Source organism: Paraconexibacter sp., from assembly GCF_059438195.1.
The window spans coordinates 32,065-54,603 of record NZ_JBLKKY010000009.1 but is presented as its reverse complement, the minus strand read 5'-3'; the positions used below and the strand labels follow the sequence as shown (position 1 = coordinate 54,603).

Sequence of the window (22,539 nt, the reverse complement as noted above, 5' to 3'; positions counted from 1 at the left end):
TGTGTTCCGCCGGGGCGCTCAGACGCGCTCGACGACCGTCGCGATGCCCATGCCGCCGCCGACGCAGAGCGTGCAGAGGCCGTAGCGGCCGCCCGTGCGCTCGAGCTCGTCGATGATCGTGCCGAGGATCATCGCGCCGGTCGCGCCGAGGGGGTGACCCATCGCGATGGCGCCGCCGTTGACGTTGACCTTCTCCATGTCGACGTCGAGGTCCTTGACGAGACGCAGGGCGACGGCCGCGAAGGCCTCGTTGATCTCGATGAGGTCCATGTCGTCGGCCTTGAGGCCCGCCTTGTCGAGGGCCTTCTTCGAGGCCGGGCCGGGGCCCGTGAGCATGATCGTCGGGTCGGCGCCGGAGAGCGCGGTCGCGACGATGCGGGCGCGCGGCTTCATGCCGGCGCGCTCACCGGCCTTCTCCGAGCCGATCGCGACGAGGGCCGCGCCGTCGACGATGCCCGACGAGTTGCCCGCGTGGTGGACGTGGTTGATCTTCTCGATCCAGTGGTACTTCTGGAGCGCGACGGCGTCGAAGCCGCCCATCTCGCCCATCATCGCGAAGGACGGCTTGAGGCCCGAGAGGCTCTCGACCGTCGTGCCCGGGCGGATGAACTCGTCCTTCTCGAGGACGACCTGCCCGTTCATGTCCCTCACCGGGACGACCGAGTTGTCGAAGTAGCCGCTCTCGCGCGCGTTGGCGGCGCGCTCCTGCGAGCGGACGGCGAAGCGGTCGACGTCCTCGCGGTCCCAGCCCTCGACGGTCGCGATGAGGTCGGCGCCGATGCCCTGCGGGACGAAGCCGGTGTCGAAGTTCGTCTCGGGATCCATCCCCCAGGCGCCGCCGTCGGAGCCCATCGGGACGCGCGACATCGACTCGACGCCGCCGGCGAGGACGAGGTCCTCCCAGCCGGAGGCGACCTTCTGCGCGGCCAGGTTCACGGCCTCGAGGCCGGAGGCGCAGAAGCGGTTGAGCTGGACGCCGGCGACGGTGTCCGGCAGGCCGGCCTTGATCGCGGCGGTCTTGGCGATGTCGCCGCCCTGGTCGCCGATCGGCGAGACGCAGCCGAGCACGACGTCGTCGACGTCGTTGGGGTCGAGCTGGTCGTTGCGCACGAGCGTCTCGTGCATGAGGCCGACGACGAGGTCGACCGGCTTGACGTTGTGCAGGGACCCGTTGTGCTTGCCCTTGCCGCGGGGTGTGCGGATCGCGTCGTAGACGTACGCCTCGGTGCTGCTCATGGTCGGTCGACTCCTCGTCTCTCTCGGGACTGTCCTCGCGGCGCCGGGAACAGCGTCCGCGGGCATGCCGACGGTGGGTGGTCGGCGGCTGTCTTTCATCGTAGCGTTTGTTGGCACGGTGCCAACGGCCGGCCGCGAAGAACCCGTCAAGTCGGGTGGACGGGTTGCCGATAAGGGAGAGGTGAGGCGGTCCCCGCGCCCCCGCACGCGAGGTCCGCAGCGCTTCCCCGCCGCCCATGTCCAGCACTGATCAGCTCGACGCCGCGTTCTTCGCCCAGCTCTTCGACGCGGCGCCGGACGCGATCGTCGTCGTCGACGCCGACGGCCGGATCCGCCTGGCGAACGCGCAGGTGACGACGCTCCTCGGATGGCGGATGGAGGATCTCGTCGGACGCCCCGTCGAGGTCCTCGTCCCGATGGGGGCGAAGTCGCGGCACACGGGGCACCGCGACGACTACGGCGAAGCCCCCGTCACCCGCCCGATGGTCGGCGGACACACGCTCGCCGCCGTCCGCGCCGACGGCACCGAGGTGCCGGTCGACATCAGCCTCAGCCCGATCCGCCACGACGGCGACACCTTCGTCGCGGCGGCGATCCGCGACGCGACGGAGCGGCGCGCGATCGAGGACCGCCTCAGCGCGAGCGAGGAGCGGATGCGAACGAGCCTCGAGAGCATGCTCGACGGCTTCGCGATCCTCGAGGCCGTGCGGGAGGACGACGAGATCGTCGACTTCACCTGGACGTACATCAACGCGGTCGGGTCGCGCACCTACGGCCGGCCTGTGAAGGAGCTCGTCGGCACGCGGATGAGCGCTGTCGTCCCCGGCATCGAGGAGACCGGCTTCCTCGCCTCCGTCGCCCGGGTCGTCGAGACCGGCCTTCCGTGGTCGGATCCCTCCTACGCGTACACCGACGAGAAGCTCGACGGGGTCTTCGAGCTGCGCGCGTGGAAGCTCGAGGACGGGGTGGCGATCACCTGGCGCGACGTCACCGGCCGCGAAGCTGCCGCCGAGGCTCTGCGCCTCAGCGAGGAGCGCTTCCGCGAGTCGGTGGAGCACCTCCACGACGCCCTCTCCGTGTTCAGCACCGTGCGCGACGAGAGCGGGGTGATCGTCGACTTCCGCTGGGAGTTCGCGAACCGGCAGGTCTGCGCCATGACCGGGTACCGCCGCGAGGAGCTCCTCGGGCGGCGGCTCCTCGAGATGCTCCCCGAGCACGGTCCCGCCGGCCTCTTCGACGCCTATCGGCGCGTCGTCCTCACCGGTGAGCCGTGGATCGAGCCGACCGCCTGGCACGAGGAGCAGTGGGGGACCGGCAGGCGCACGCGCCGCGCCTTCGACATCCGCGCGACCCGCCTCAGCGACGGACTCGTCGTCGTCGCACGCGACGTCACCGACGAGCGCGAGCGCGACGAGCGGGAGGCGAACGAGCTCGCGGAGCTCGCCCGCGCCAACGCGGAGATCCGCCGGCTCAACGAGCTCGGCGACCTCCTCCAGAGCTGCGTCACCGTCGAGGAGGCCTTCGCGGTCGGCGGGCGCGCAGGCGCCGCCCTCTTCCCCGGGCTCGCCGGCGGGATCTCGACGATCGACCCCGAGAGCGGGCTCCTCGCGATGAGCTCCCGCTGGACCGCCGACGGCGCGGCACCCGAGCGCGACGACACCGTCTTCCTCGCGGCGGACTGCTGGGCGCTGCGGCGCGGGCAGCCGCACGTCTCCGGTCCGTCGGCGCCGCGATGCGCCCACCTCCCCGACGAGGTCGGATACTGCCTCTGCGTCCCCATGGTCGGCCAGGGCGACACGCGCGGGACGCTGCACGTCTTCTCGACGGACCGCGACCCGGAGGTGGGCCGCCGCCTCGAGGACGCGACGTCCCTCGCGACGACGGTCGCCCGGCAGATCGCGATGGCCGCCGCGAACCTGCGCATGCGCGACCAGCTGCGGACGCTGTCGATCCGCGACCCGCTCACGGGCCTGTTCAACCGGCGCTACATGGAGGAGACGCTCACGCGCGAGCTCTCGCGGGCGCACCGGACCCACACCGACGTCGCGGTCGTGCAGCTCGACATCGACCTCTTCAAGGCCTACAACGACCGCTTCGGGCACGCCGCCGGCGACGCCGTCCTCGTCGCGGTCGCCCACGAGCTGCGCGAGTCGTTCCGGTCCTCCGACGTCGTCTGCCGCTACGGCGGCGAGGAGTTCACGGTCATCCTCCCCGACTGCGACGCCGCCGACGCCGTCGAGCACGCGCAGCGGCTCGGCGACGCGGTCGCCCGGCTCGAGGTGCCGTTCCGCGGCTTCGTGCTCCCGTCGCCGACGATCACCGCCGGCGTCGCCGCGTTCCCGGAGGACGCGACGGACGCCGAGAAGCTCATCGCGAAGGCGGACGGCGCCCTCTACGCGGGCAAGGCCGCGGGTCGCAACACGGTCGTCCGCAGCTCGGACGCCTTCACGCGCCCCTCGCTGCCCGAGGCGTGAGCCCCGGGCGCGGCCCCGCGGCCGCGTAGGCTCCGGGCGGTGCCGCCCCCGCACCGCCCGCGCATCGTCCTCGCCGTCCTCGTCGGCGCGCAGGTGCTCTCGATCGCCTCCGCCTCGGTCGTCGCGGTCGCGCTGCCGCTCCTCGGGCGCGACCTCGACGCCGCCGGGACCGACCTCCAGTGGGTCGTCGACGCGTTCATCCTCGTCTTCGCCTCGCTCCTCGTCGCCGCGGGCGTGCTCGGCGACCGCCGGGGCCGGCGAGGCGCGTTCCTCTTCGGCCTCACGGCCTTCTGCCTCGGCTCGCTCGTGTGCGCCGTCGCCCCGTCGGTCGGCGTGCTCATCGCGGGACGCGTCGTCCAGGGCGTCGGGCCCGCGTTCGTCCTCCCCGCCTCGCTCGCGATCCTCGCGGCCGCGTTCCCCGATCCCCGCGCGCGTGCGCGCGCGATCGGCGTGTGGGCGGCCGGCTCGGGCGTCGGCCTCGCGTCGGGGCCGACGGTCGGCGGCATCCTCGTCGAGGTCTTCGGCTGGAGGGCGGTCTTCGCCGTCAACGTGCCGATCGCCCTCGTGCTCCTCGTTGCCGGCACCCGCGCGCTGCCGCGCGTCCCGGCGCACCCGAGCCCGCACCGCTTCGACGTCGCGGGCGCCGTGCTCGTCACGGCAGGCGTCGGGGCGCTCGCCTTCGCGATCATCGAGGGCCGCGAGCTCGGCTGGGGCTCCCCGGAGGTCCTCGGGGTCGGCGCGCTCTCCGCGGCGGCCTTCGTCGCGCTCGTCGCGACGGAGCGCCGGCACCCGGAGCCGCTCATCGACCTCGCCCTCCTGCGCCGGCCGGCCTTCGTCGCGGCGAACCTCGTCGGCGCCGTCATGTTCTTCGCGCTCATCGGCGCCACCGTCTACTTCGCCGCGTTCCTCCAGCAGGTCCAGGGCCGCTCGGCGCTCGAGTCCGGCTTCTGCCTCCTTCCGCTCGGGGCGGCGACCGCGCTCCTCGCGCCCATCTCGGGACGCCTCACGGCGCGCTTCGCCCCGCGGGTCCCGATGCTCCTCGGGATCGCGGTCGCCTGCGCGGGGTCCCTCCTCCTCCTGCGCCTCGAGCCCGACACCGGCTACGGCGCGTTCTGGTGGATCTTCGGGCTCCTCGGCGCCGGCGTCGGGATCGCGCTGCCGCCCGCCACCGTCGCCGCGCTCGGCGCGGTCGAGCCCGCTCGCGCGGGGCTCGCCTCCGCGATCCACAACGCGGCCCGGCAGGTCGGCCAGACGCTCGGCGTCGCCGTCCTCGGGACGGTCATCCTCGCCAGCGCGACCGAGGCCGCCGACCGCGGCGACCGGCTCACCGGCGCCGACGCGACCGCGTGGGTGGACGGCCTCCACGCGGCGCTCGCGGTGAGCGCCGGCGTGCTCGCGGCGGTCGCGCTCCTCGTGGCGTGGCTGGTGCGCCCGGCGCGGTGAGGGCCCGATCCGCCGAACCACCGCGCGGGACCGGGGGGGCGGGGCGAATCCAACGCGCGTTGAGTTGACCCCCTATATGGGGGCGAATCGAACGCGCGTTGGATTCGCCCCGCCTCGCGCCGCCACCGCGAGGCCGACCGCCCTCACTCCACCGCCGGCAGCCTGACCTCGAACTCCGCGCCGCCCGCATCGGCGTCGCGGGCGGTGACCGTGCCGCCGTGCGCGCGGACGATCCCGGCGACGATCGCGAGGCCGAGCCCCGCGCCCGCCGGTCCCCTTCCGCGCCCGCGCTCGGCCTCCGCGCGCCAGAAGCGGTCGAAGATCTCCTCGCCGACGCCCTCGGGGAGCCCCGGCCCGCGGTCGTGGACGACGATGCGCACGTCGGGGCCGTCGCGGTCGGCGCGCAGCCCGACGGGGGTGCCGTCCGGGGTGTGGACGAGCGCGTTGCGGACGAGGTTCGCGAGGACCTGGCGGAGCTGGTCGGGACTGGCGACGACGACGAGGTCGTCCCCCTCGACCGCGAGCTCGACCGTGCGGTCCGGCGCGGTCGCCCGCGCGTCGTCGGCCGCGTCGCGGACGAGCTCGCCGACGTCCACCGGCTCGCGGACCTCGTCGCGGACCTCGTCGAGGCGGGCGAGCGCGAGGAGGTCCTCGACGAGGACGCCCATGCGCGCCGCCTCCTGCTCGATCCTGCTCATCGCGCGCGCCGCGGCCTCCTCGTCGCGGACCGCGCCCATGCGGTAGAGCTCGGCGTAGCCGCGGATCGAGGCGAGCGGCGTGCGGAGCTCGTGGCTGGCGTCGGCGAGGAACCTCCGCAGCCGCTCCTCGCTCTGCGCCCGCTCGTCGAAGGCCTCCTCGATCTGGTGGAGCATCGCGTTGAGCGACGAGCCGAGCCGCCCGATCTCCGTCCGGTCGTCCGCCGGCTCGACGCGCTGCGAGAGGTCGCCGGCGGCGATGCGGCCGGCCGTCTCCCCCATCTCGTCGAGCGGCCGCAGCGCGACGCGGACGACCCACCAGCCGAGCGCGAGGATGAGGAGGAGCCCGCCGCCGATGACGACGACCTCGACGAGGAGGAGCTCGTCGAGCTGCTCGTCGACGCTCGACAAGGGGATCGCGACGACGAGGATCGCCCCGCCGGCCGGCCCGGGCACGGCGCGCAGCCGGTAGTCGAGGCTCCCGTCCTCGGACGGCACGGTGACGGTCTCGCCGACGTCGACCGTCCCGGGGACCTCGGGCGGCGAGGGCGCCTCCCCGCCGAAGCCCAGGACGACCGCGGAGAGCGCCTCGCCCGAGGGGGTGGCCCGGCGCTCGACGTAGACGCCCGGCGGCAGGGACGCGGCCGGGCCGCCTGGGGGCCCGTCGCCGCGCGGCCCGTCGCCGGGACGCGGGTCGCGGCCGGGCCCGAACCGCCCGCCGAACGGCCGGAAGGGGCGCTCGCCGGCGAGGACCCGGCCGGCGAGGGCCGGCGCAGCCGCGAGCTGCTCGTCGACGCGGTCGAGGAGGAAGTCCCGCTGCTGCGCGTAGACGACGACGCCGACGACGACGAGGCAGACCGCCGCGACGAGCGCGACCCCCGCGAGGAGCCGTGCGCGCAGCGACAGCCGGTCGGCGCTCATCGCGGCAGCCGCAGGCTGTACCCGACGCCGCGCACCGTGTGGATGAGCGGCGGCCCGTGGACGTCGAGCTTCTTGCGGAGGTAGCTCACGTAGGTCTCGAGCACGCGCGCGTCGCCGCCGAAGTCGTACTCCCAGACGTTGTCGAGGATCTGCGCGCGCGTGAGGACGACACGCGGGTTGAGGAGGAAGTAGCGCAGCAGCCGGTACTCGGTCGCGGTGAGCTCGATCGGCTCGCCCGCGCGCCTCACCTCGCGCGTGTCCTCGTCGAGCTCGAGGTCCTCGAAGACGAGGCGGCTCGACTCCGGGCCCGTCCGTCCCGTGCGCCGCAGGATCGTGCGGATGCGCGCGACGAGCTCCTCGAGGCTGAACGGCTTCGTGACGTAGTCGTCGCCGCCGGCGGTGAGGCCGCGGATCTTGTCCGGGGTCGCGTCGCGCGCGGTGAGGAAGACGATCGGGACGTCCGCGCGCTGCGCGCCGAGGCGCTCCGCGACGTCGAAGCCCTCCATGTCCGGCAGCATGACGTCGAGGATCATGAGGTCGGGCCGGAACGACGAGACCTGCGCGAGCGCCTCCTGGCCGGTCCCCGCGGAGGCGACGTCGAAGCCCTGGTAGCGGAGCGCCATCGCGACGACGTCGACGATGTTCGGCTCGTCGTCGACGACGAGGATGCGCTGGCCGTTCGCCGGTGGCGCCTGCATGCCAGGCATTCTGACGGCAGACCTGGGAGTTTCCTGGGAGCCGGCTGGGAGGCCGCCGGTCCCCGGACCCTCAGGCCGGGAACTCGGGGCGCCGCTTCGCGAGGAACGCGTCGACGCCCTCACGGCCGGTCGGCGAGGCCGCGAGGTCCGAGATCGACTCGGCCTCGGCGTCGAGCTGGTCGGCGAGAGACGCGGTCGCGCTCTCGCGGAGGAGGCGCTTCACGGCGCCGTAGGCGCGGGTCGGGCCGGCCGCGAGCCGGCCCGCGAGGCCGTCGACCGCCGCGTCGAGCTCGCCGTCCTCCACGACGTCGGTGAGGAAGCCGTAGGCGAGCGCCTCGTCGGCGGTGATCCGGCGGTTCGTGAGCATGAGCTCGCTCGCGCGCTTGTACCCGACGAGGCGCGGCAGGATCCACGAGGAGCCGCCGTCGGGCGAGAGGCCCACGCCCGTGTAGGCGACCGTGAACGTCGCGCCGCGCGCAGCGATCGAGATGTCGGCGGCGCCGACGAAGCTCATGCCGATCCCGGCCGCGACGCCCTGGACCTTCGCGATGAGCGGCGCGTCGAGGCCCAGGAGGGTGAGCAGCGAGGCGTGCGCCTCGTCGGCGAGCCAGCGCAGGGACTCGCGACGGTCCTCGGCGGCGGCCATCCACGCGAGGTCCCCACCGACGCAGAACGCCTTGCCCTCGGCGGAGAGGACGACGGCGCGGACGTCGTCGCGGCGGGCGATCTCCTCCACGGCGGCGCGGAGGTCCCGGGCCATGTCGGCCGAGTAGGCGTTGCCGGTGTCGGGAGAGGCGAGGACGAGATCTGCGACGCCCGTGTCGGAGACGTCGAGGCGGACGTGGGTCGTGTCGGCGGCCATGCGGCGAGGGTAACGGGCGCGATCAGAGCTCGAGATGCAGCCGCAGCGCGTCGTCGATCGCGCGTCGCCTCTCCGTGGAGAGACGGCCGAGACGCGTCCGGAACCGCTGGACCGCGATCGAGCGCACCTGCTCGGCGTGCGCCTTCGAGTCGCGCGGCAGGCCACCGTCGCCGGCGACGAGAAGGACCTGGAACGGGTGGATCCGCTCGGTCCGCGAGGTCACGGGGACGACCGTGAGGACGCCTCGCCCGAGGCGCTGGGCGGTCGCGTTGGCGGCATCGGTGCTCACGATCACCGCTGGCCGGAGCTTGTCCGCTTCGCTCCCGACCACCGGCTCGAGGTCGACGAGCCACACCTCGCCGCGTCGCATCAGACCCCGTCACCGGAGGTCGCGTCCCAGGCGCCGTCCTCCTCGCTCTCCCACTCGGCCCACGCGTCGCTGTAGCTCGTGGCGAGCTCCGTCGTGCGGAGCGCGCGAACGGCGCGTTGCAGCGCGGCGGACCTCGAGTCGAGGGCGTGCTCGGTGGCGTAGGCATCGAGGAAGTCGACGTCCTCCGGGGGCAAGCTCACGCTCAGCTTCACACCATGATCCTACCAGTGGTAGTAACGCAAAGGCGACCATGGTCTCACCGCTCGGCGTCGCGCCACGGCGGGCGTCCCCCGACGAGGCGCTCGAGCGCCGCGGGCGCGACGACCTTCGCCGGGGACGGGTCGGCGGCGGCGCGGGCGGAGATGCGGTCGAGCGGCAGGGCGAGCGAGGAGCCCACGAGGACGACGTTCCCGCGCAGCACGCCCGCGCCGAGCGCGAGCGCGCGCGGATAGGCGGAGAGGAGTCCCGCCGCGATCGCCCGGGCGTCGTCGAGGTCGCGCTGGTCGACGACGTTGACGACGCACAGGGGGGCGACCCGCGCGGCGTCGGCGAGCGCCTCCGCCGTCGCGAGGTGGCGCGGCACCCGGGCACCGGTGAAGGCGTCGAGCACGATCGCGTCGGCGCTCGCGTCCTCCCGCGCGGCGATCCGCTCGCGCCCGTCGCCGACGCGGACGCGCAGGCCCGGCGCGCGGCGCAGCCCGAGGTGGGCGCGGGCGACGTCGAGGACCGTCTCGTCGATCTCGACGACCTCGTGCCGCGACCCCGGGTCGGCGGCGGCGAGCGCGCGGGCGAGCGCGCAGCCGGCGCCGCCGACGTGGACGACCCGGCGGACGGCCGGCCGGGCCTCCTCGAGGACGATGCGCGCCCAGCGCAGGTAGTCGAACTCGACGTGCCGCTCGTCGGCGAGGTCGACGTACGAGGCGTCCATGTCCGCCTGGCGCAGCAGGCGCCCGGTCGGCCGGGACGGGTCGCGCTCGACGACGAGGTCCCCCGCGCGGGCGACGACGAGGTCCTTGCGGCGGCGGCGGGCCATCACCCGCGCTCGTCGCTCACACGTCCGCGATGACGAACGGGTCGGCGACGAGCTCGTACTGGAGGTTCACCGCCGCGGCGTTGACGAGGTCGACGCCGCCGCGCTCCCAGCGGCCGCGCCCCTCGTGGATGTGGCCGAAGAGGCAGACGGACGGCCGCACGCGGTCGAGCGCGTCGAGGAGCGCGGTCGAGCCGACGTCCATCCCGCTCGCGGTCCGGTCGCCGTATCCGCGCGGCGGGCCGTGGATGACGAGCACGTCCGCGTCGTCGGGCACGCCCTCGTACTTGCCGCCGAGGAACGTCTCCTCCGCGTCGCCCTTCGGCGCGTTGAACGCCCAGTCGAAGAACCACGGCGTCCACGGCGAGCCCCAGAAGCGCAGTCCCGCGACCTCGGCCCCCTCGTCCTCGAGGTAGGTCCAGCGCAGGTCGCCGGGCACGGTGCCGGGCGCGTTCTCGAAGACGAAGTCGTGGTTCCCGGCGATGCCGACGACGTGCTCGGCGGGCGCCGCGTCGAGCCAGCCGCGGAAATCGGTGTCGAGCCACGTCGCCTGGAACGCGACGTCGTGGTCGTGCGGAGGCGTGACGTCCCCGCCGATGACGAGGACGTCGCACTCCGGGACGGCGGGCAGGTGCCCGTGAAGGTCGGCGATGAGAGCGAGCCGCATCGCGCGGACCCTACCCGCCGGCTGCCGAACCGGATTCCTCCGTTGACATGGCCACGGAGGAATCCGGTTCGGCGGGTCGGGCGGGTCAGGCCTTGGCGGCGGCCTCGATCGTGTGGCGGTCGGTCAGCTCGCCGTCGGCGAGGCGGGACCGCAGGACCTTCTTGTCGAACTTGCCGACCGAGGTCTTCGGGACCTCGTCGATGAACGCGTACTCGTCGGGGATCCAGAACTTCGCGACGCGCTCCTTGAGGAAGCCGGCGAGCTCCTCCGCGCTCACCGCGCCGGGCGACTCCGGCACGACGCAGGCGAGCGGGCGCTCGGACCAGCGCTCGTCCGGGATCGCGACGACCGCCGCCTCGCGGACCTTCGGGTGGGCCATGATCTCGATCTCGAGGTCGACCGACGAGATCCACTCGCCACCGGACTTGATGACGTCCTTCGCGCGGTCGGAGATCTTGATCCAGCCGCGGGGGGAGATCGACGCGACGTCGCCGGTGCGCAGCCAGCCGTCGTGGAACTTCTCGGGCGCGTCGTCCTCGTAGTACGCGCTCGCGATCCACGGGCCGCGGACCTCGAGCTCACCGGTGGACTCGCCGTCCCACGGCACCTCGTTGCCGTCGTCGTCGGTGATCCGGCCCTCGACGCCGGGGGCGAGCTGGCCGGCCATCGTCTTGTAGCGCCAGCGCTCCTCACCCTCCGTGCCCTTGGGCTCGCGGGCGACCGCGCCGAGCGGCGAGGTCTCGGTCATGCCCCACGCCTGGACGATCGGCACGTCGTGACGCTCCTCGAAGGCCTCCATGAGCGAACGCGGCACCGCCGAGCCGCCACACGGGACGACGCGCAGCGTCGAGAGGTCCGGCTTGTTCTCGTCGGCGTAGCGCAGGAGGTCCATCCAGATCGTCGGGACCGCGCCGGCCATCGTGCACTTCTCCGACTCGATGAGCTTCGCGATCGGCTCACCCTGCAGGAACTTCGTCGGCATGATGAGGTCCGCGCCGACGAGCGTGCAGGAGTACGGGAGACCCCACGCCTGCGCGTGGAACATCGGGACGACCGGGAGGACGATGTCGTCGCGCGAGACGCCGATCGAGTCGATCATGCACTCGGCGATCGCGTGGATGAACGTCGACTTGTGCGAGTAGAGCACGCCCTTCGGGTTGCCCGTCGTGCCCGACGTGTAGCAGAGGCCGCTCGCCTGGTGGTCGTCGAGCTGCGGGTAGTCGAAGCCGCCGGACTGCGCGGCGAGGAGCTCGTCGTAGCGGACGACCTTGTCCTGCGGCAGCGCGCTCGCGTCGCCGTCGCCGCAGACGACGTACTTCTCGACGGTCTCGAAGCTCTCGACGTGCGGCGCGAGCAGCGGGATCACCGAGTCGTCGACGAGGATGACCTTGTCCTGCGCGTGGTTGACGATGTAGACGAGCTGCTCCGGGAAGAGACGCAGGTTGAGGGTGTGGAGCACGGCGCCCATCGAGGGGATCGCCATGTAGGCCTCGAGGTGCTCCTGCGAGTTCCACATGAAGGTGCCGACGCGGTCGCCCTGCTGGACGCCGAGCGACGCGAGGCCGGCGGCGAGGAGGTCGCAGCGCTCCCCGACCTCCTCGTAGGTCGCGACGTCGAGCTGACCGGGCGCGCGAAGCGTCTTCACCACGCCGTCACCGTTCACGGTGCGCATCCGGTCGAGGATCATCTTCACGGTCAGCGGATGGTCGTGCTGGACGAGTCCTTCGAGCACGGGCTCTCTCTCCTCTGAGGGTCTGTGGGCGGACGGGCGCCGACCCCTGCCGGCGCGTCCTCCGATCCTCCCACGTCCGCGCAAGTCGGTGCAGGGGATTTCCCCCCGTGGGCGCGCCACGGTCCGAAGGAACCCACGAACGACCGCGGCCCGCCCCCCGGAGGGGACGGGCCGCACGAGGCCACCTGCTGTCAGCGACGGGCTACTGCGCCGCGGCGCAGGGCTCCTCGAACGACAGCTGCTCGGTCGTCGAGCCGGTCGCGAAGTCCTCGACGACGGACGCCCCGGTCGGGGCCTCCTCATCGGGGGCCACGATGAGCGACTCCGTCACGACGTTGCCCGGCGCGAGCGGCTTGTCGGGAAGAGCGCCCTCGTACGTGGCGGTCGACCCCTCCACCGCGTTGCGGATGCCCTCGCGGGTGAGGTCCCCGTCCTCGAAGGCCTTGTCGAGCACGGCCTTGAGCGGGTAGCTCCACATCCAGCCGTAGACGTAGCCGTCGTTCTCGGGCGGCTGACCGCCGAGCGACTCGGCGATCGCGTCGTGCGCCGGCGTCTCGGTGCCGAACGGACCCCACGGAGCGGTGAGGCGGTACTTCGCCTTGATCGCCTCGCCGGCCGGGCTCTCGAGCACGGCCGGGTTGTAGGTCGGGATCGCGCCGATGAACTCGCCCTCGAAGCCGGCGGCGACCGAGCTGCCGACGATCTCCGCCATCTCGGCGGGACCGGTCGCGAGCGCGACGACGTCCGGGTTCTGGCGCCGGATCGCGGCGACGACCGCGTCCTGGTTGCCGGCCTGCGCGTTCGGCGCGGTGTCGAGCGTCTCGACGGCCACGTCGTTGGCCTCGCCCCAGCGCTCGACGCCGGCGTTGTGGTCTCCGCCGTAGTCACCGGGGTAGGCGACGGCCAGCACCGACTCGGGCTTGCCGAACTCGCCGGCCATGTAGTCCATGCCGTTCACCGCCTGCACGCAGTAGCTCGCGCCGGACTCGAGGACGAGACCCTCGTCCTCGCCGTCCCAGCCCGACCACCAGGTGCCGGCGTTCGCCACGAGATCGGACCGGTCCTGGATCGAGAGGCCGGCGAGCGTCATGACGGAACCGAGCGACTGCGCGAGCGCGGCGACGTTCGGCTCGATCTCACGGAGGCGCGCGACGTGCTCCTGCGGGTTGTACTTGTTGTCGCGCGTGAACTCCTCGACGTTGACGTCGTACTCACCGCCGATGCCGCCGTCCTCGTTCACGCGGTCCCAGAAGGCGACCTGCGCCTCGGTGATCGGCCGGGCGAGCGGGACGAACGGGCCCTCGGTGAGGTCGGAGAGGATGCCGAGGTAGATGCAGCCGCGGTCGGGGTTGCCGCCGGGACACGGCTCGGAGGTGATGCCCTGACCGACCTCGACATCGCCGCCTCCGCCGCCGCCTCCGCCGTCATCGTCGTCGTCGCCGCAGGCGACGAGCGTCGTCCCGAGCGCGAAGGACGCGGCGACCGCCGCGAACCTTCCTCTCAACGTGAACATGGATCTCTCCTCCTCTGTTGGGGAAACAGCCTCATCAGTAGCTGAAGGGCCAGGAACGGAAGTAGGTCTTGATGCGTATCCACAGGCCGAAGAGGCCGCGCGGCTCGAAGATCAGGAAGCCGACGATGAAGACGCCGTAGAGGATCGTCTGGAGCTGGAAGGTCGTGAGGAAGCCGCCGCTGGCTCCCTCCTCGATGAAGGGCAGGAACGCCGGGAACTCCTCGACGAGCCGCGGGAGGAGCGTGACGAACGCCGCGCCCATGAGGACCCCCATCATCGTCCCGACGCCGCCGATGAGGATCATCGCGAGGAACTCGATCGACAGCAGCAGGTTGTAGGACTCGGGACCGATGTAGCCGGTCGACGAGGCGAGCATCGCGCCGGCGATCCCGCCGTAGAAGCTCGAGACGCCGAAGGCGATGAGCTTGTACTTGAGGAGATCGACGCCCATGACCTCCGCGGCGAGGTCGCGGTCCCGGACGGCGGCGAACGCGCGGCCGACCGCCGAGCGCGTGAGGTTCTTCGCGAGGAGGGCGAAGAACAGCAGGAGCACGAGGCTCACGAAGTAGAACTTCACCTCGCGGTCGAGCGTCCATGGTCCGAGCTCGCTCGTCTCCTCGAGGTCGACGCCGAAGAGGGTCAGCCCCGCCGCTTCGCGGCCGATGCCCGCGCCGCCGGTGAGGTCGGTCCAGGCCGAGAACACGTGCCCGCCGATGAAGACGAGACCGAGCGTGACGACGGCGAGGTACAGGCCGCGCAGCCGCATCGCGACCGGCGCGATCGCCAGGCCGATGAGACCGGCGACGATCCCGGCCGCCGGGAGCCAGATCGCCATGTCGAGGCCGAAGCCGATGAGATCGTCGTCGGGATCGCCGGCGAACGCCGCGCCCGTGTAGGCGCCGATCCCGAGGAAGAACGCGTGGCCGAGCGAGATCTGCCCCGCCCATCCGCTCACGATGTTGAGCCCGATCGCCCCGATCGCCGAGAGGAACGCGACCGTGAGGAGGCCGTTGAACTCCTCGTCGAGCTGAAGCGGCAGCCAGAGGAGGAAGAGGAGGAACGCGATGCCCCACAGGCGCCTCGTCCACGACCCGAACAGCGCGTGGTCGTTCTCGTAGGAGGTGACGAGCGCCGGGCGGACGAGCCCCGGACGCGCACCGACGAGCGCGCGGATCCTCTTCCTCATACGCGCTGCACCTCCGGCGTGCCGAACAGCCCGTACGGCCGCACGAGCAGCACGATGAGCATGACGACGTAGGGGACGACCTGGTCGAAGTTCGCCCCGAGCCAGGCGGCGTGCTCGGGCTGGTAGACCTTGGTGTAGGCCTCCGCGAGCCCGATGAGGATGCCGCCGACGATCGCACCGCGGACGGAGTCGAGGCCGCCGAGGATGATGACCGGCAGCGCCTTGAGCGCGAGGAGCGTCGTCGACTGGTCGAAGCCGCCGGAGCCGGTCCCGATGAGGATGCCCGCGATCGCCGCGAGTCCGCCCGCGATCGCCCAGGCGATCATGAACATGCGGCCGACCGGGATGCCCTGGGCGAGCGCGGTCTCCTGGTCGAGCGACGTCGCGCGCAGCGCGAGGCCGGTGCGGGTCCGCCGGAAGAAGGCCGCGAGCAGGACGACGGCGACGATCGCGATGAGCACCTTCGCGATGTCGGAGTGGTAGATCGTGACGCCGCCGGCGTCGAGGCGGTCGAGCCCCCACGGGTCGCCGACCCGACGCTGGGAGGAGCCGATGAGGTCGGCGACGACCACCTGCAGCGCGATGAAGAGGCCGATGGTCACCATGACGGCGCTGAAGACGGGCTTGCCGACCATCGGCCGCATCGCCAGCCGCTCGAGCGAGGCGCCGAGGACCGCGCTGCCGAGGATCGCGAGGACGACGGCGAGGACGAACGGCACGCCGTTGTCGACCGCGAGCGCGCTCGCGAAGAACGCTCCGAACGTCATGACCACCGGCTGCGCGAAGCTGATGACCCCCGTCCCGGAGTAGAGGATCACGAAGCCGAAGGCGAGGAGCGCGTAGACGGAGCCCTGCGAGACGCCGGAGACCGTCGCGGTGAGGAACTCGTCCATCAGCGCTCACCCCCGGTGGCGGCGGCCGGCGAGCCGAGCGTGCCGCCGTAGACCTCCTGGGCGTCCCCGCCGGGGTAGACGCGACCGCCCTCGTACATGTCCTCGATGACCGGGCCGAGCTTCTCGGCGATCGCCTTGCGCCGCACCTTCTGGGTCGGCGTGAGCTCGCCGTCGTCCTGGTCGAGCTCCTTCGTGAGCATGCGGAAGCGCTTCACCTGCTCGGGCGGCGCGAAGGCGTCGTTCGCCTCGCTGATGACGCCCTGGACGAGGCGCATCACCTCCTCGCGGCTCGCGAGGTCGGCGTACGTCGTGAACGGGATGCCCTGCTGCTGGGCCCACGCCGAGACGGCGTCCTGCTCGATGCCGATGAGCGCGACGAGGTAGGGGCGCTTGTCGCCGACGACGATCGCCTCCTTGATGAACGGCGAGGCCTTGAGCGCGCCCTCCACCTCGCTCGGCGAGACGTTCTTGCCGCCGGCCGTGATGACGATGTCCTTCAGCCGGTCCACGATGCGCAGGTACGTCCCGTCCACCATCTCGCCGACGTCGCCGGTGTGGAGCCAGCCGTCGTCGTCGATCGCCTCGCCGGTCGCGTCGGGACGGTTCCAGTAGCCGGCGAAGACCGCGGAATGGCGGACGAGGATCTCCCCCGTCTGCTCGTCGAGACGCAGGTCGATGCCCGGCTGCGCCTCGCCGACCGTGCCGAGCTTCATGCGCCCGGGGCGGTTGACGGTCGCGACGGCCGCGTTCTCGGTCATCCCGTAGACCTCGTGGACGGCGATGCCGAGCCCGAGGAACCACTCGAGGATCTCGGGGGCGATCGGCGCGGCGCCGCACAGCGCGTGGCGACAGCGACGCAGGCCGAGGCGCTCGAGGAGCGACCGGTAGAGGAAGACCCAGCCGATCGCCCAGCGGATCCGCGTGCCCGTCGTGTGCGCGCCTCCGTTCGCCGCGCGCTCACGGCCGATCCGCTGCGCCTGCCGCATCCAGAAGCGGTAGTTCGCCCGCTTCACCTGCGCTGCGGAGGCCATGCGGATCTCGACGGCGCCGCGCAGCTTCTCCCAGATCCGCGGGACGGCGAGGAAGAGCGTCGGCTGCACCTCACGCAGGGTCTCGGCGAGGTCGGCGGCCGGCTCGCCGAAGTGCAGCTGGACGCCGGTGTGCGCGTTGTGCCACGTCGATCCGAGGCGGTCGGCGACGTGGGCGAGCGGCAGGAACGAGACGGCGAGGTCGTCGGCGTCGGCGCCGGCGAACGCGCCGTCCTCGTCGATCATCACGCGGCACGCCTCGTTGACGTTGCGGGCGGTGAGCATCGCGCCCTTCGGCGGGCCGGTCGTGCCCGAGGTGTAGACGAGGGTGACGACGTCGTCCTCGGCGACCGCGTCGGAGAGCGCCTCCACGGCGCCCGCGTGCTGCTCGCGGTGCGCGCGGCCCCGCTCGACGAGGTCCCCCCACGAGAGGAGGAGGTCGTCCTCGTAGGTGCGCAGGCCGCGCTCCTCCATGTAGACGACGTGCTTGAGGGCGGGCAGGTCCGCCCGGACCTCGAGCACCTTGTCGACGGCCTCCTGGTCCTCGGCGACGAGGACCGCCGCGCCGCAGTCGGCGAGGACGTGGCGCACCTCCGCCGGCGGGCTCGTCGGGTACACCCCCACGGTGACACCGCGCACCGCGACCGTCGCGACGTCGGCGACGAGCCACTCCGGGCGGTTGTCGGACTGGATCGCGACCCGGTCCCCCGCCTCGACGCCGAGCGCGAGGAGCCCGTGGGCGACGAGCTCGACCTGGTCGGCGTACTCGGCCCAGGTCGTCTCACGCCAGATGCCGAGCCTCTTCGCCCGCATCGCGACGGCGTCGGGCCTCGCGCGGCCGCGCTCCCGGACACGGGTGGCGATCGTGGGGACGGTCACGGCGAGGCGGCCTCCCGGAACTCGTGCTCCTCGCCGAGATAGGCGCGGACGACATCCGGGTTGCGCTGGACCTCGGCGGGCGTGCCCGTCGTCACGGGCTTGCCGAAGTCGAGCACGAGGACGCGGTCGGCGAGATCCATGACGAAGCCCATGTCGTGCTCGACGAGCACCATCGGGATCGCGAGCTCGCGCCGGATGTCCATGATGAAGCGGGCCATGTCCTCGGTCTCCTCGGCGTTCATGCCGGCGACCGGCTCGTCGAGGAGGAGGACCTTCGGCTCCATCGCGAGCGCGCGGCCGAGGTCCACCCGCTTCTTCACGCCGTAGGGGAGCGCGCCGACGGGCTGCTTGCGGAACGGCTCGATCTCGAGGAACTCGACGATCTCCTCGACGACCTCGCGATGGCGCGCCTCCTCCCGGCGGGCCTTCCCGACCCAGACGAACGCGGCGAACGTCCCGTAGCGGATGTGGAGGTGGCGCCCGAGCATGAGGTTGTCGAGCACGGTGAGGTTCTCGAAGAGCGCGATGTTCTGGAACATGCGCGCGACGCCCGCCTTCGCGATCCGCGTCGGCTTCTCGTGCGTGATGTCGCGGCCGAGGAAGCGGATCTGCCCGTGCTGCGGCCGGTAGACGCCGCAGAGGCAGTTGAACATCGACGTCTTGCCCGCGCCGTTGGGGCCGATGATCGCGACCAGCTCGTCGTCGTCGACGCGGAGCGAGACGTCGTCGAGCGCGGTGACGCCCGCGAAGCCGAGCGTGATCGAGTCGACGTCGAGGACGGGGCCGTCCGTCGTGACGCCGGAGCCGGGGAGCGCGTCGCGCAGGCTCGTCATGCCGCCCACCGCTTGCGACGCTTGTAGTGCTTGACGTCGCGGTAGGAGTGGTGCTCGGAGCCCTTGCCGAGGCCGAGGTAGAACTCGCGGATGTCGTCGTCCTCGCGCATCTCCGCGGCGGTGCGGTCGACGACGACGCGGCCGTTCTCGAGGACGTAGCCGTGCGTCGCGATCGAGAGCGCCATGGCGGCGTTCTGCTCGACGAGGACGACCGTCGTCCCCTCCTGGTTGATCTGGACGATGAGGTCGCGGATCTGGCTGATGATCTTCGGCGCGAGGCCGAGGCTCGGCTCGTCGAGGAGCAGGAGGCGGGGGGCGGACATGAGCGCGCGGCCGATCGCGAGCATCTGCTGCTCGCCGCCGGACAGGTAGCCCGCCGTGCGGTTCTTGCGATCCGCGAGGACCGGGAAGAGCTCGTACATGCGAGCGAGGCCGTCCCCGAGGTCGCCGCGCTTCGCGAACCCGCCGAGCTTGAGGTTCTCCTCCACGCTGAGCTCGGCGAAGATCCGCCGGCCCTCCATCACCTGAGCGATGCCGGAGTCGACGATCGTCGGGGCGTCCTCGCCGTCGATGCGGCGCCCCTCGAAGGTGACGTGGCCCTTCACGACCTTGCCCCGGTGGACCGGGAGGAGGCCGGTGCAGGCGCGCAGCGCGGTCGTCTTCCCGGCGCCGTTGGCACCGAGCACGGCGACGATCGATCCCTCCTCGACGCGGAGGCTCACTCCACGCAGAGCGAGCACGACGTCGTCGTAGACCGCTTCGACCCCTTCGAACTCGAGCACGTCCGGCGTTGCTCCTTCCGTCTCTCCAAGGGCCCTGGACCGAGGCCCCCCTTCTCTCTCTCCTGGGGGCGAACATACAGAGGGCGACGGCGTTCGCGGATCAACTTTTCGGCCAGGCCTGCCCGCGCGGACGGCAAGAATCCCTCTTGCGAGGGGTTCTCACGTGCGCGGATCGAGCGTTCCGCCGAACGCGGACGCGCCTGCCGTGCTCAATCCGCGAGCACGAGCTCGAGGTAGCCGTCGGCGACCTCGCGGGGGGTGAGGCGGCCGCGCGGGCGGAACCACTGCGCGGTGTGGTTCACCATGCCCAGGAGCGCGGAGAGCGCGAGGCGCTCGTCGCTCGAGCGCAGGCCGCCCTCGCTGCGCACGCGGGCGAGCAGGTCGGCCACGAGGCGCTCGAACGCCTTGCGCGACGAGCGGACGCCGCGCCACTGCTCGCCCCGCTCGATGACGTGGCGCTCCTGCTGGAAGACGAGCATGTGGTCGCGATGGACGACGACGTGGTCGACCCACATGCGGACGAGCTCCCGGAGCGCCGCGGCCGCGTCCTCCTCGCGGGCGACGAGCGCGCGTGCGCTCTCGAAGAGCGGCTCCATGAGCTGGTCGCAGATCCGGATGAGGAGCTGCTCCTTGGACCCGAAGTAGTGGTAGAGGCCGCCGGCGGCGATCCCGAGCTCGTCGGCGAGGTCCTGGACCGTCGTCTGGTCGTACCCGTCACGCGCGAAGACGCGCGCGGCGTCGGTGACGACCTGCGCCTGCTTGCGGTCGTAGCGCTCGCGGAGGGCGGGGCGTGTCGGCGGCGTGGCCACGGCGACAGCGTAGGCGACGGGCCCGACCCGACGGTCGTCCGCGCCTCACCTCTCGTCGCGGAGCGCGCGCCGGAGCAGCTCGTCCGGCGGCGCGTGGGCGTGCCCGTGCTCGGTCCGGTACAGCCGGCACTTCATGCCGTGGTCGGTGCGCTCGTCCGCGCCCGGCTCGACGTCGGCGCCGTCGACGCGAACGGTGGGCGAGCCGAGGAAGCCGACCCGCTCCGCCTCCTCGACGGACCCGATCGCGCGCAACTCGATCTCCGCGCGGTCCCCCATGAGCTCGCGGACCCGCGGGAGCAGGTCGGCGAAGCCGGGACAGCCTTCGAAGTACAGGATCTCCACCCTCATCGCGCCTCCGAGCGTAGCGCCGCCGCAGCCTGCTCACCGCGCGGGGAGCCGCGCCTCGCGGGCCGCCATCGCCAGGCCGGCGACCGTCCCGGCGGCGAGGAGCAGCGAGCCGCTTCGTCGCGCTCCCGACGCGGCCACGACGAGGCCCGCCACGCGGGCGGGCGCGGCGGCCCGGCCCGCGCGCACGACGGCGGGTGACGGGGCCGCGGCGCGTCCGAAGGTCGCGGCCACCGCGTACGCGACGCCGACCGCCACCCGGGCCGTCTCGACGCCGGCGATCGCGGGAGCGAGCCGGCGATCGCGCTGCAGGCACCGGAGCGCGGCGAGGACCACCGCCGCGTCGACGAGTCCTTCCAGATCCCTTCCGGCGCGCGTCGGGGTGCTCGCGCGGGCGACCGCTCCGTCGAGGACGTCGGTGGCGGCGGCCGCGGCGAGGACGGCGGGGCGGGCATCGGCCGCGACGAGCGGGACGCTCCACGCCCGCGCCAGCGTGAGCGCATCGGCCGGGCCGAGACCGCGCGGCTCCCCGGCCTCGGACTCGACCATGCCGAGGTGCCAGTCGAGCATCGCCGCGACGGCGCCCCACCAGGTGAGCGTCCCGACGAGGAAGCCGGACCGGGGCGCAGGACGCGCGGCCGCGGAGGCGACCGCGGCGAGCACGCCGGCCGCCTCCCAGCGCCGCGCCTGCCGGGCGACCGCGGGCCGCTCGGCGCGCGTCCGTCGACTGCGGCGGCGCGACTCCGCGAGGAACGCGTGGATCGCGGGCGGCGAGAACCGCCGCCCGCGGAGTCGGTGGAGCTCCTCGCGCGCCCAGCGCTCGCCGTCCGTCGGAGCGCACCGCCGCCCGTTCGACGAGGACGACGTGTCCCGCGCCACCGGGTCGGCCGCGATCACGACGTCCCGCCCTTCTCGACGATCCGCACCTCGCCCGTGAGGAAGGCGGCGAGGGCGAACCAGAACTGCTGGTCGTGGGCGGCCCGCTGCAGCCGCTCGCCGCGCCGCGGCCCCGACACGGCCCGCCCGGCGATGTCCCACACCGTCCCGTCCGGTCCCGCGAAGCGCCCGGGAGAGGACGGGCGCAGCGTCCCGACGGCGTCCGCCTCGTAGATCGCGGCCGTGCCGATGTCGCGCGAGTCGCCGATCCGCTCCTCGTCCAGAGCGGAGGCGACGCCGGGCGACCACAGGACGACGAGGTCGCGACCGAACGCCGTGAACGGCAGGACGCGCCGCTCGCGGGCGACGTCGAGCGGCACGACCACCGCATCGCGCCCCTTCCGCACGGCGAGGACGCGCTGCTTGGGCTCGAGGCGCCGGTCGGCCTCGCCGTCGAAGAGGAACGGCTCGCTGGACGGCTCGTCGTAGCCCGCGTAGGGATTCGCCCCGTAGTCGCGGTCGAAGCCCGTGTCCTGGGAGAGGACCTCGGCCTCCGGGAAGCTGCGCGCGAGCTCGGCGACGCCGATCGTGAGCGCCGAGAGCTGCCGGAGCCGCTCCCCGGTGAGCTCGCCGACGATCGCCTCGCCGGTGATCTGCTGCCACCACGACTCGGTCTCGTCGTCCCACATCACGAGGTCGGACCGGCGGAGGGCCCCGGTCGTGCCGAAGCGCAGCGTCCTCCCGGCGACGCGGCGGTCGAACACCGCCGCCGTGTTGCACAGCGGGCAGAACGTCACGGCCACGGGGACCCCGTCGATCTCGTCGTTGACGATCTCGTGCCAGACGAGGACGCGGTGCGGGTAGGCGCGCGTCGTCTCCTCGCCCTCGACGACGAGCACCGGCTCGTTGTCGGGCAGGACCTCGCGGGCCTCGTCGACCGTCGTGAACGCCGGCTCGTCGATCGGCGGGATGCCGTCCTTGCCCGGGCCGCCGGAGCGGATCTCCTCGAGCGGCACGGACGCGCGCGTGAAGTCGGTCTCCCACTCCGCGACGTCGATGCCGCCCAGGGCGAGTGCCGCCGCCTCACCCGCGCCCCGGGGGGAGGAGGAGCGCGGGTCGCCGTCGTCGGCGCAGCCCGCCAGCACGACGAGGCCGGCGAGAGCGAGGAGGACGAGCGCGGCGGGGAGGCGCGGCACGTCTCTGTGACCGCCCCCAGCGCGGTTCGGTTCATCGCGTCCCGTGTGAATCGTCCGCCGCGGCGGACGGT

At 73.0% G+C, this 22,539-nt stretch carries 21 protein-coding genes; 2 read left to right on the top strand and 19 right to left on the bottom strand.

The features are described from left to right. Window positions 1-18: 18 nt before the first annotated feature. Window positions 19-1,236 (bottom strand): acetyl-CoA C-acetyltransferase, encoded by a 1,218-nt coding sequence (locus ACME2J_RS05200; protein WP_495543815.1) that lies wholly within the window; start codon window positions 1,234-1,236, stop codon window positions 19-21. 236 nt (window positions 1,237-1,472) lie between these two features. Between ACME2J_RS05200 and ACME2J_RS05195 the strand changes: the two genes are divergently transcribed. Beyond that, entirely contained in the window at window positions 1,473-3,710 is a 2,238-nt protein-coding gene (locus ACME2J_RS05195; RefSeq protein WP_495543814.1) for a diguanylate cyclase, read from the top strand. A gap of 39 nt (window positions 3,711-3,749) precedes the next feature. Further along, a complete protein-coding gene (locus tag ACME2J_RS05190; RefSeq protein WP_495543813.1) occupies window positions 3,750-5,153 on the top strand; it encodes an MFS transporter in 1,404 nt (467 codons plus the stop codon). 143 nt (window positions 5,154-5,296) lie between these two features. Here ACME2J_RS05190 and ACME2J_RS05185 read toward each other — a convergent pair whose 3' ends face one another. The 18 genes from ACME2J_RS05185 to ACME2J_RS05100 form a co-directional block, all read right to left on the bottom strand. Next, window positions 5,297-6,769, bottom strand: coding sequence for a sensor histidine kinase (locus ACME2J_RS05185; RefSeq protein WP_495543812.1), 1,473 nt, complete (start codon window positions 6,767-6,769; stop codon window positions 5,297-5,299). Further along, entirely contained in the window at window positions 6,766-7,467 is a 702-nt protein-coding gene (locus ACME2J_RS05180; protein ID WP_495543811.1) for a response regulator transcription factor, read from the bottom strand. The genes ACME2J_RS05185 and ACME2J_RS05180 overlap by 4 nt, the downstream gene beginning before the upstream one ends. Window positions 7,468-7,537: 70 nt before the next feature. Beyond that, entirely contained in the window at window positions 7,538-8,329 is a 792-nt protein-coding gene (locus ACME2J_RS05175) for an enoyl-CoA hydratase/isomerase family protein (RefSeq protein ID WP_495543810.1), read from the bottom strand. Between the two features lie 22 nt (window positions 8,330-8,351). After that, window positions 8,352-8,702: a type II toxin-antitoxin system PemK/MazF family toxin gene (locus ACME2J_RS05170; protein WP_495543849.1), complete on the bottom strand. Its 351-nt coding sequence runs from the start codon at window positions 8,700-8,702 to the stop codon at window positions 8,352-8,354. Beyond that, complete coding sequence (locus ACME2J_RS05165; protein ID WP_495543809.1) at window positions 8,699-8,911, bottom strand: ribbon-helix-helix domain-containing protein; 213 nt, start codon at window positions 8,909-8,911, stop codon at window positions 8,699-8,701. Before ACME2J_RS05165 ends, ACME2J_RS05170 begins: the two co-directional genes overlap by 4 nt. A 44-nt stretch (window positions 8,912-8,955) precedes the next feature. After that, window positions 8,956-9,732: a spermidine synthase gene (locus tag ACME2J_RS05160; RefSeq protein ID WP_495543808.1), complete on the bottom strand. Its 777-nt coding sequence runs from the start codon at window positions 9,730-9,732 to the stop codon at window positions 8,956-8,958. Between the two features lie 16 nt (window positions 9,733-9,748). Next, window positions 9,749-10,396 carry a metallophosphoesterase family protein gene (locus ACME2J_RS05155; RefSeq protein ID WP_495543807.1) on the bottom strand — a complete coding sequence of 216 codons (648 nt, stop codon included), beginning with the start codon at window positions 10,394-10,396 and terminating at the stop codon, window positions 9,749-9,751. A gap of 85 nt (window positions 10,397-10,481) precedes the next feature. Next, entirely contained in the window at window positions 10,482-12,128 is a 1,647-nt protein-coding gene (locus tag ACME2J_RS05150; protein WP_495543806.1) for a long-chain fatty acid--CoA ligase, read from the bottom strand. A 202-nt stretch (window positions 12,129-12,330) separates the two neighbouring features. Continuing rightward, on the bottom strand, window positions 12,331-13,641 hold the full coding sequence (locus ACME2J_RS05145; protein WP_495543805.1) for an ABC transporter substrate-binding protein: 1,311 nt from the start codon (window positions 13,639-13,641) through the stop codon (window positions 12,331-12,333). A gap of 34 nt (window positions 13,642-13,675) precedes the next feature. Continuing rightward, complete coding sequence (locus ACME2J_RS05140; RefSeq protein WP_495543804.1) at window positions 13,676-14,827, bottom strand: branched-chain amino acid ABC transporter permease; 1,152 nt, start codon at window positions 14,825-14,827, stop codon at window positions 13,676-13,678. After that, complete coding sequence (locus tag ACME2J_RS05135) at window positions 14,824-15,720, bottom strand: branched-chain amino acid ABC transporter permease (protein WP_495543803.1); 897 nt, start codon at window positions 15,718-15,720, stop codon at window positions 14,824-14,826. Before ACME2J_RS05135 ends, ACME2J_RS05140 begins: the two co-directional genes overlap by 4 nt. Then, window positions 15,720-17,627 carry an AMP-dependent synthetase/ligase gene (locus ACME2J_RS05130; protein ID WP_495543802.1) on the bottom strand — a complete coding sequence of 636 codons (1,908 nt, stop codon included), beginning with the start codon at window positions 17,625-17,627 and terminating at the stop codon, window positions 15,720-15,722. The genes ACME2J_RS05135 and ACME2J_RS05130 overlap by 1 nt, the downstream gene beginning before the upstream one ends. Next, entirely contained in the window at window positions 17,624-18,460 is an 837-nt protein-coding gene (locus ACME2J_RS05125) for an ABC transporter ATP-binding protein (protein WP_495543801.1), read from the bottom strand. The genes ACME2J_RS05130 and ACME2J_RS05125 overlap by 4 nt, the downstream gene beginning before the upstream one ends. Further along, on the bottom strand, window positions 18,457-19,242 hold the full coding sequence (locus ACME2J_RS05120; RefSeq protein ID WP_495543800.1) for an ABC transporter ATP-binding protein: 786 nt from the start codon (window positions 19,240-19,242) through the stop codon (window positions 18,457-18,459). The genes ACME2J_RS05125 and ACME2J_RS05120 overlap by 4 nt, the downstream gene beginning before the upstream one ends. 209 nt (window positions 19,243-19,451) lie before the next feature. Further along, window positions 19,452-20,051: a TetR/AcrR family transcriptional regulator gene (locus ACME2J_RS05115; protein ID WP_495543799.1), complete on the bottom strand. Its 600-nt coding sequence runs from the start codon at window positions 20,049-20,051 to the stop codon at window positions 19,452-19,454. A 45-nt stretch (window positions 20,052-20,096) separates the two neighbouring features. Continuing rightward, the gene (locus ACME2J_RS05110) at window positions 20,097-20,399 is read right to left on the bottom strand and encodes a DF family (seleno)protein (RefSeq protein ID WP_495543798.1); all 303 of its coding nucleotides are present in this window, start codon (window positions 20,397-20,399) and stop codon (window positions 20,097-20,099) included. A gap of 33 nt (window positions 20,400-20,432) precedes the next feature. Next, complete coding sequence (locus tag ACME2J_RS05105) at window positions 20,433-21,293, bottom strand: CDP-alcohol phosphatidyltransferase family protein (protein WP_495543797.1); 861 nt, start codon at window positions 21,291-21,293, stop codon at window positions 20,433-20,435. Further along, complete coding sequence (locus ACME2J_RS05100) at window positions 21,290-22,468, bottom strand: DUF3179 domain-containing protein (protein ID WP_495543796.1); 1,179 nt, start codon at window positions 22,466-22,468, stop codon at window positions 21,290-21,292. Before ACME2J_RS05100 ends, ACME2J_RS05105 begins: the two co-directional genes overlap by 4 nt. Window positions 22,469-22,539: the final 71 nt, after the last annotated feature.

Excerpts from the sequence above, each read along its gene's own strand:
- ACME2J_RS05200 (WP_495543815.1), bottom strand. The coding sequence starts at position 1,236 with ATGAGCAGCACCGAGGCGTACGTCTACGACGCGATCCGCACACCCCGC.
- ACME2J_RS05195 (WP_495543814.1), top strand. The coding sequence starts at position 1,473 with ATGTCCAGCACTGATCAGCTCGACGCCGCGTTCTTCGCCCAGCTCTTC.
- ACME2J_RS05185 (WP_495543812.1), bottom strand. The coding sequence starts at position 6,769 with ATGAGCGCCGACCGGCTGTCGCTGCGCGCACGGCTCCTCGCGGGGGTC.
- ACME2J_RS05180 (WP_495543811.1), bottom strand. The coding sequence starts at position 7,467 with ATGCAGGCGCCACCGGCGAACGGCCAGCGCATCCTCGTCGTCGACGAC.
- ACME2J_RS05175 (WP_495543810.1), bottom strand. The coding sequence starts at position 8,329 with ATGGCCGCCGACACGACCCACGTCCGCCTCGACGTCTCCGACACGGGC.
- ACME2J_RS05160 (WP_495543808.1), bottom strand. The coding sequence starts at position 9,732 with ATGGCCCGCCGCCGCCGCAAGGACCTCGTCGTCGCCCGCGCGGGGGAC.
- ACME2J_RS05155 (WP_495543807.1), bottom strand. The coding sequence starts at position 10,396 with ATGCGGCTCGCTCTCATCGCCGACCTTCACGGGCACCTGCCCGCCGTC.
- ACME2J_RS05145 (WP_495543805.1), bottom strand. The coding sequence starts at position 13,641 with ATGTTCACGTTGAGAGGAAGGTTCGCGGCGGTCGCCGCGTCCTTCGCG.
- ACME2J_RS05140 (WP_495543804.1), bottom strand. The coding sequence starts at position 14,827 with ATGAGGAAGAGGATCCGCGCGCTCGTCGGTGCGCGTCCGGGGCTCGTC.
- ACME2J_RS05135 (WP_495543803.1), bottom strand. The coding sequence starts at position 15,720 with ATGGACGAGTTCCTCACCGCGACGGTCTCCGGCGTCTCGCAGGGCTCC.
- ACME2J_RS05125 (WP_495543801.1), bottom strand. The coding sequence starts at position 18,460 with ATGACGAGCCTGCGCGACGCGCTCCCCGGCTCCGGCGTCACGACGGAC.
- ACME2J_RS05110 (WP_495543798.1), bottom strand. The coding sequence starts at position 20,399 with ATGAGGGTGGAGATCCTGTACTTCGAAGGCTGTCCCGGCTTCGCCGAC.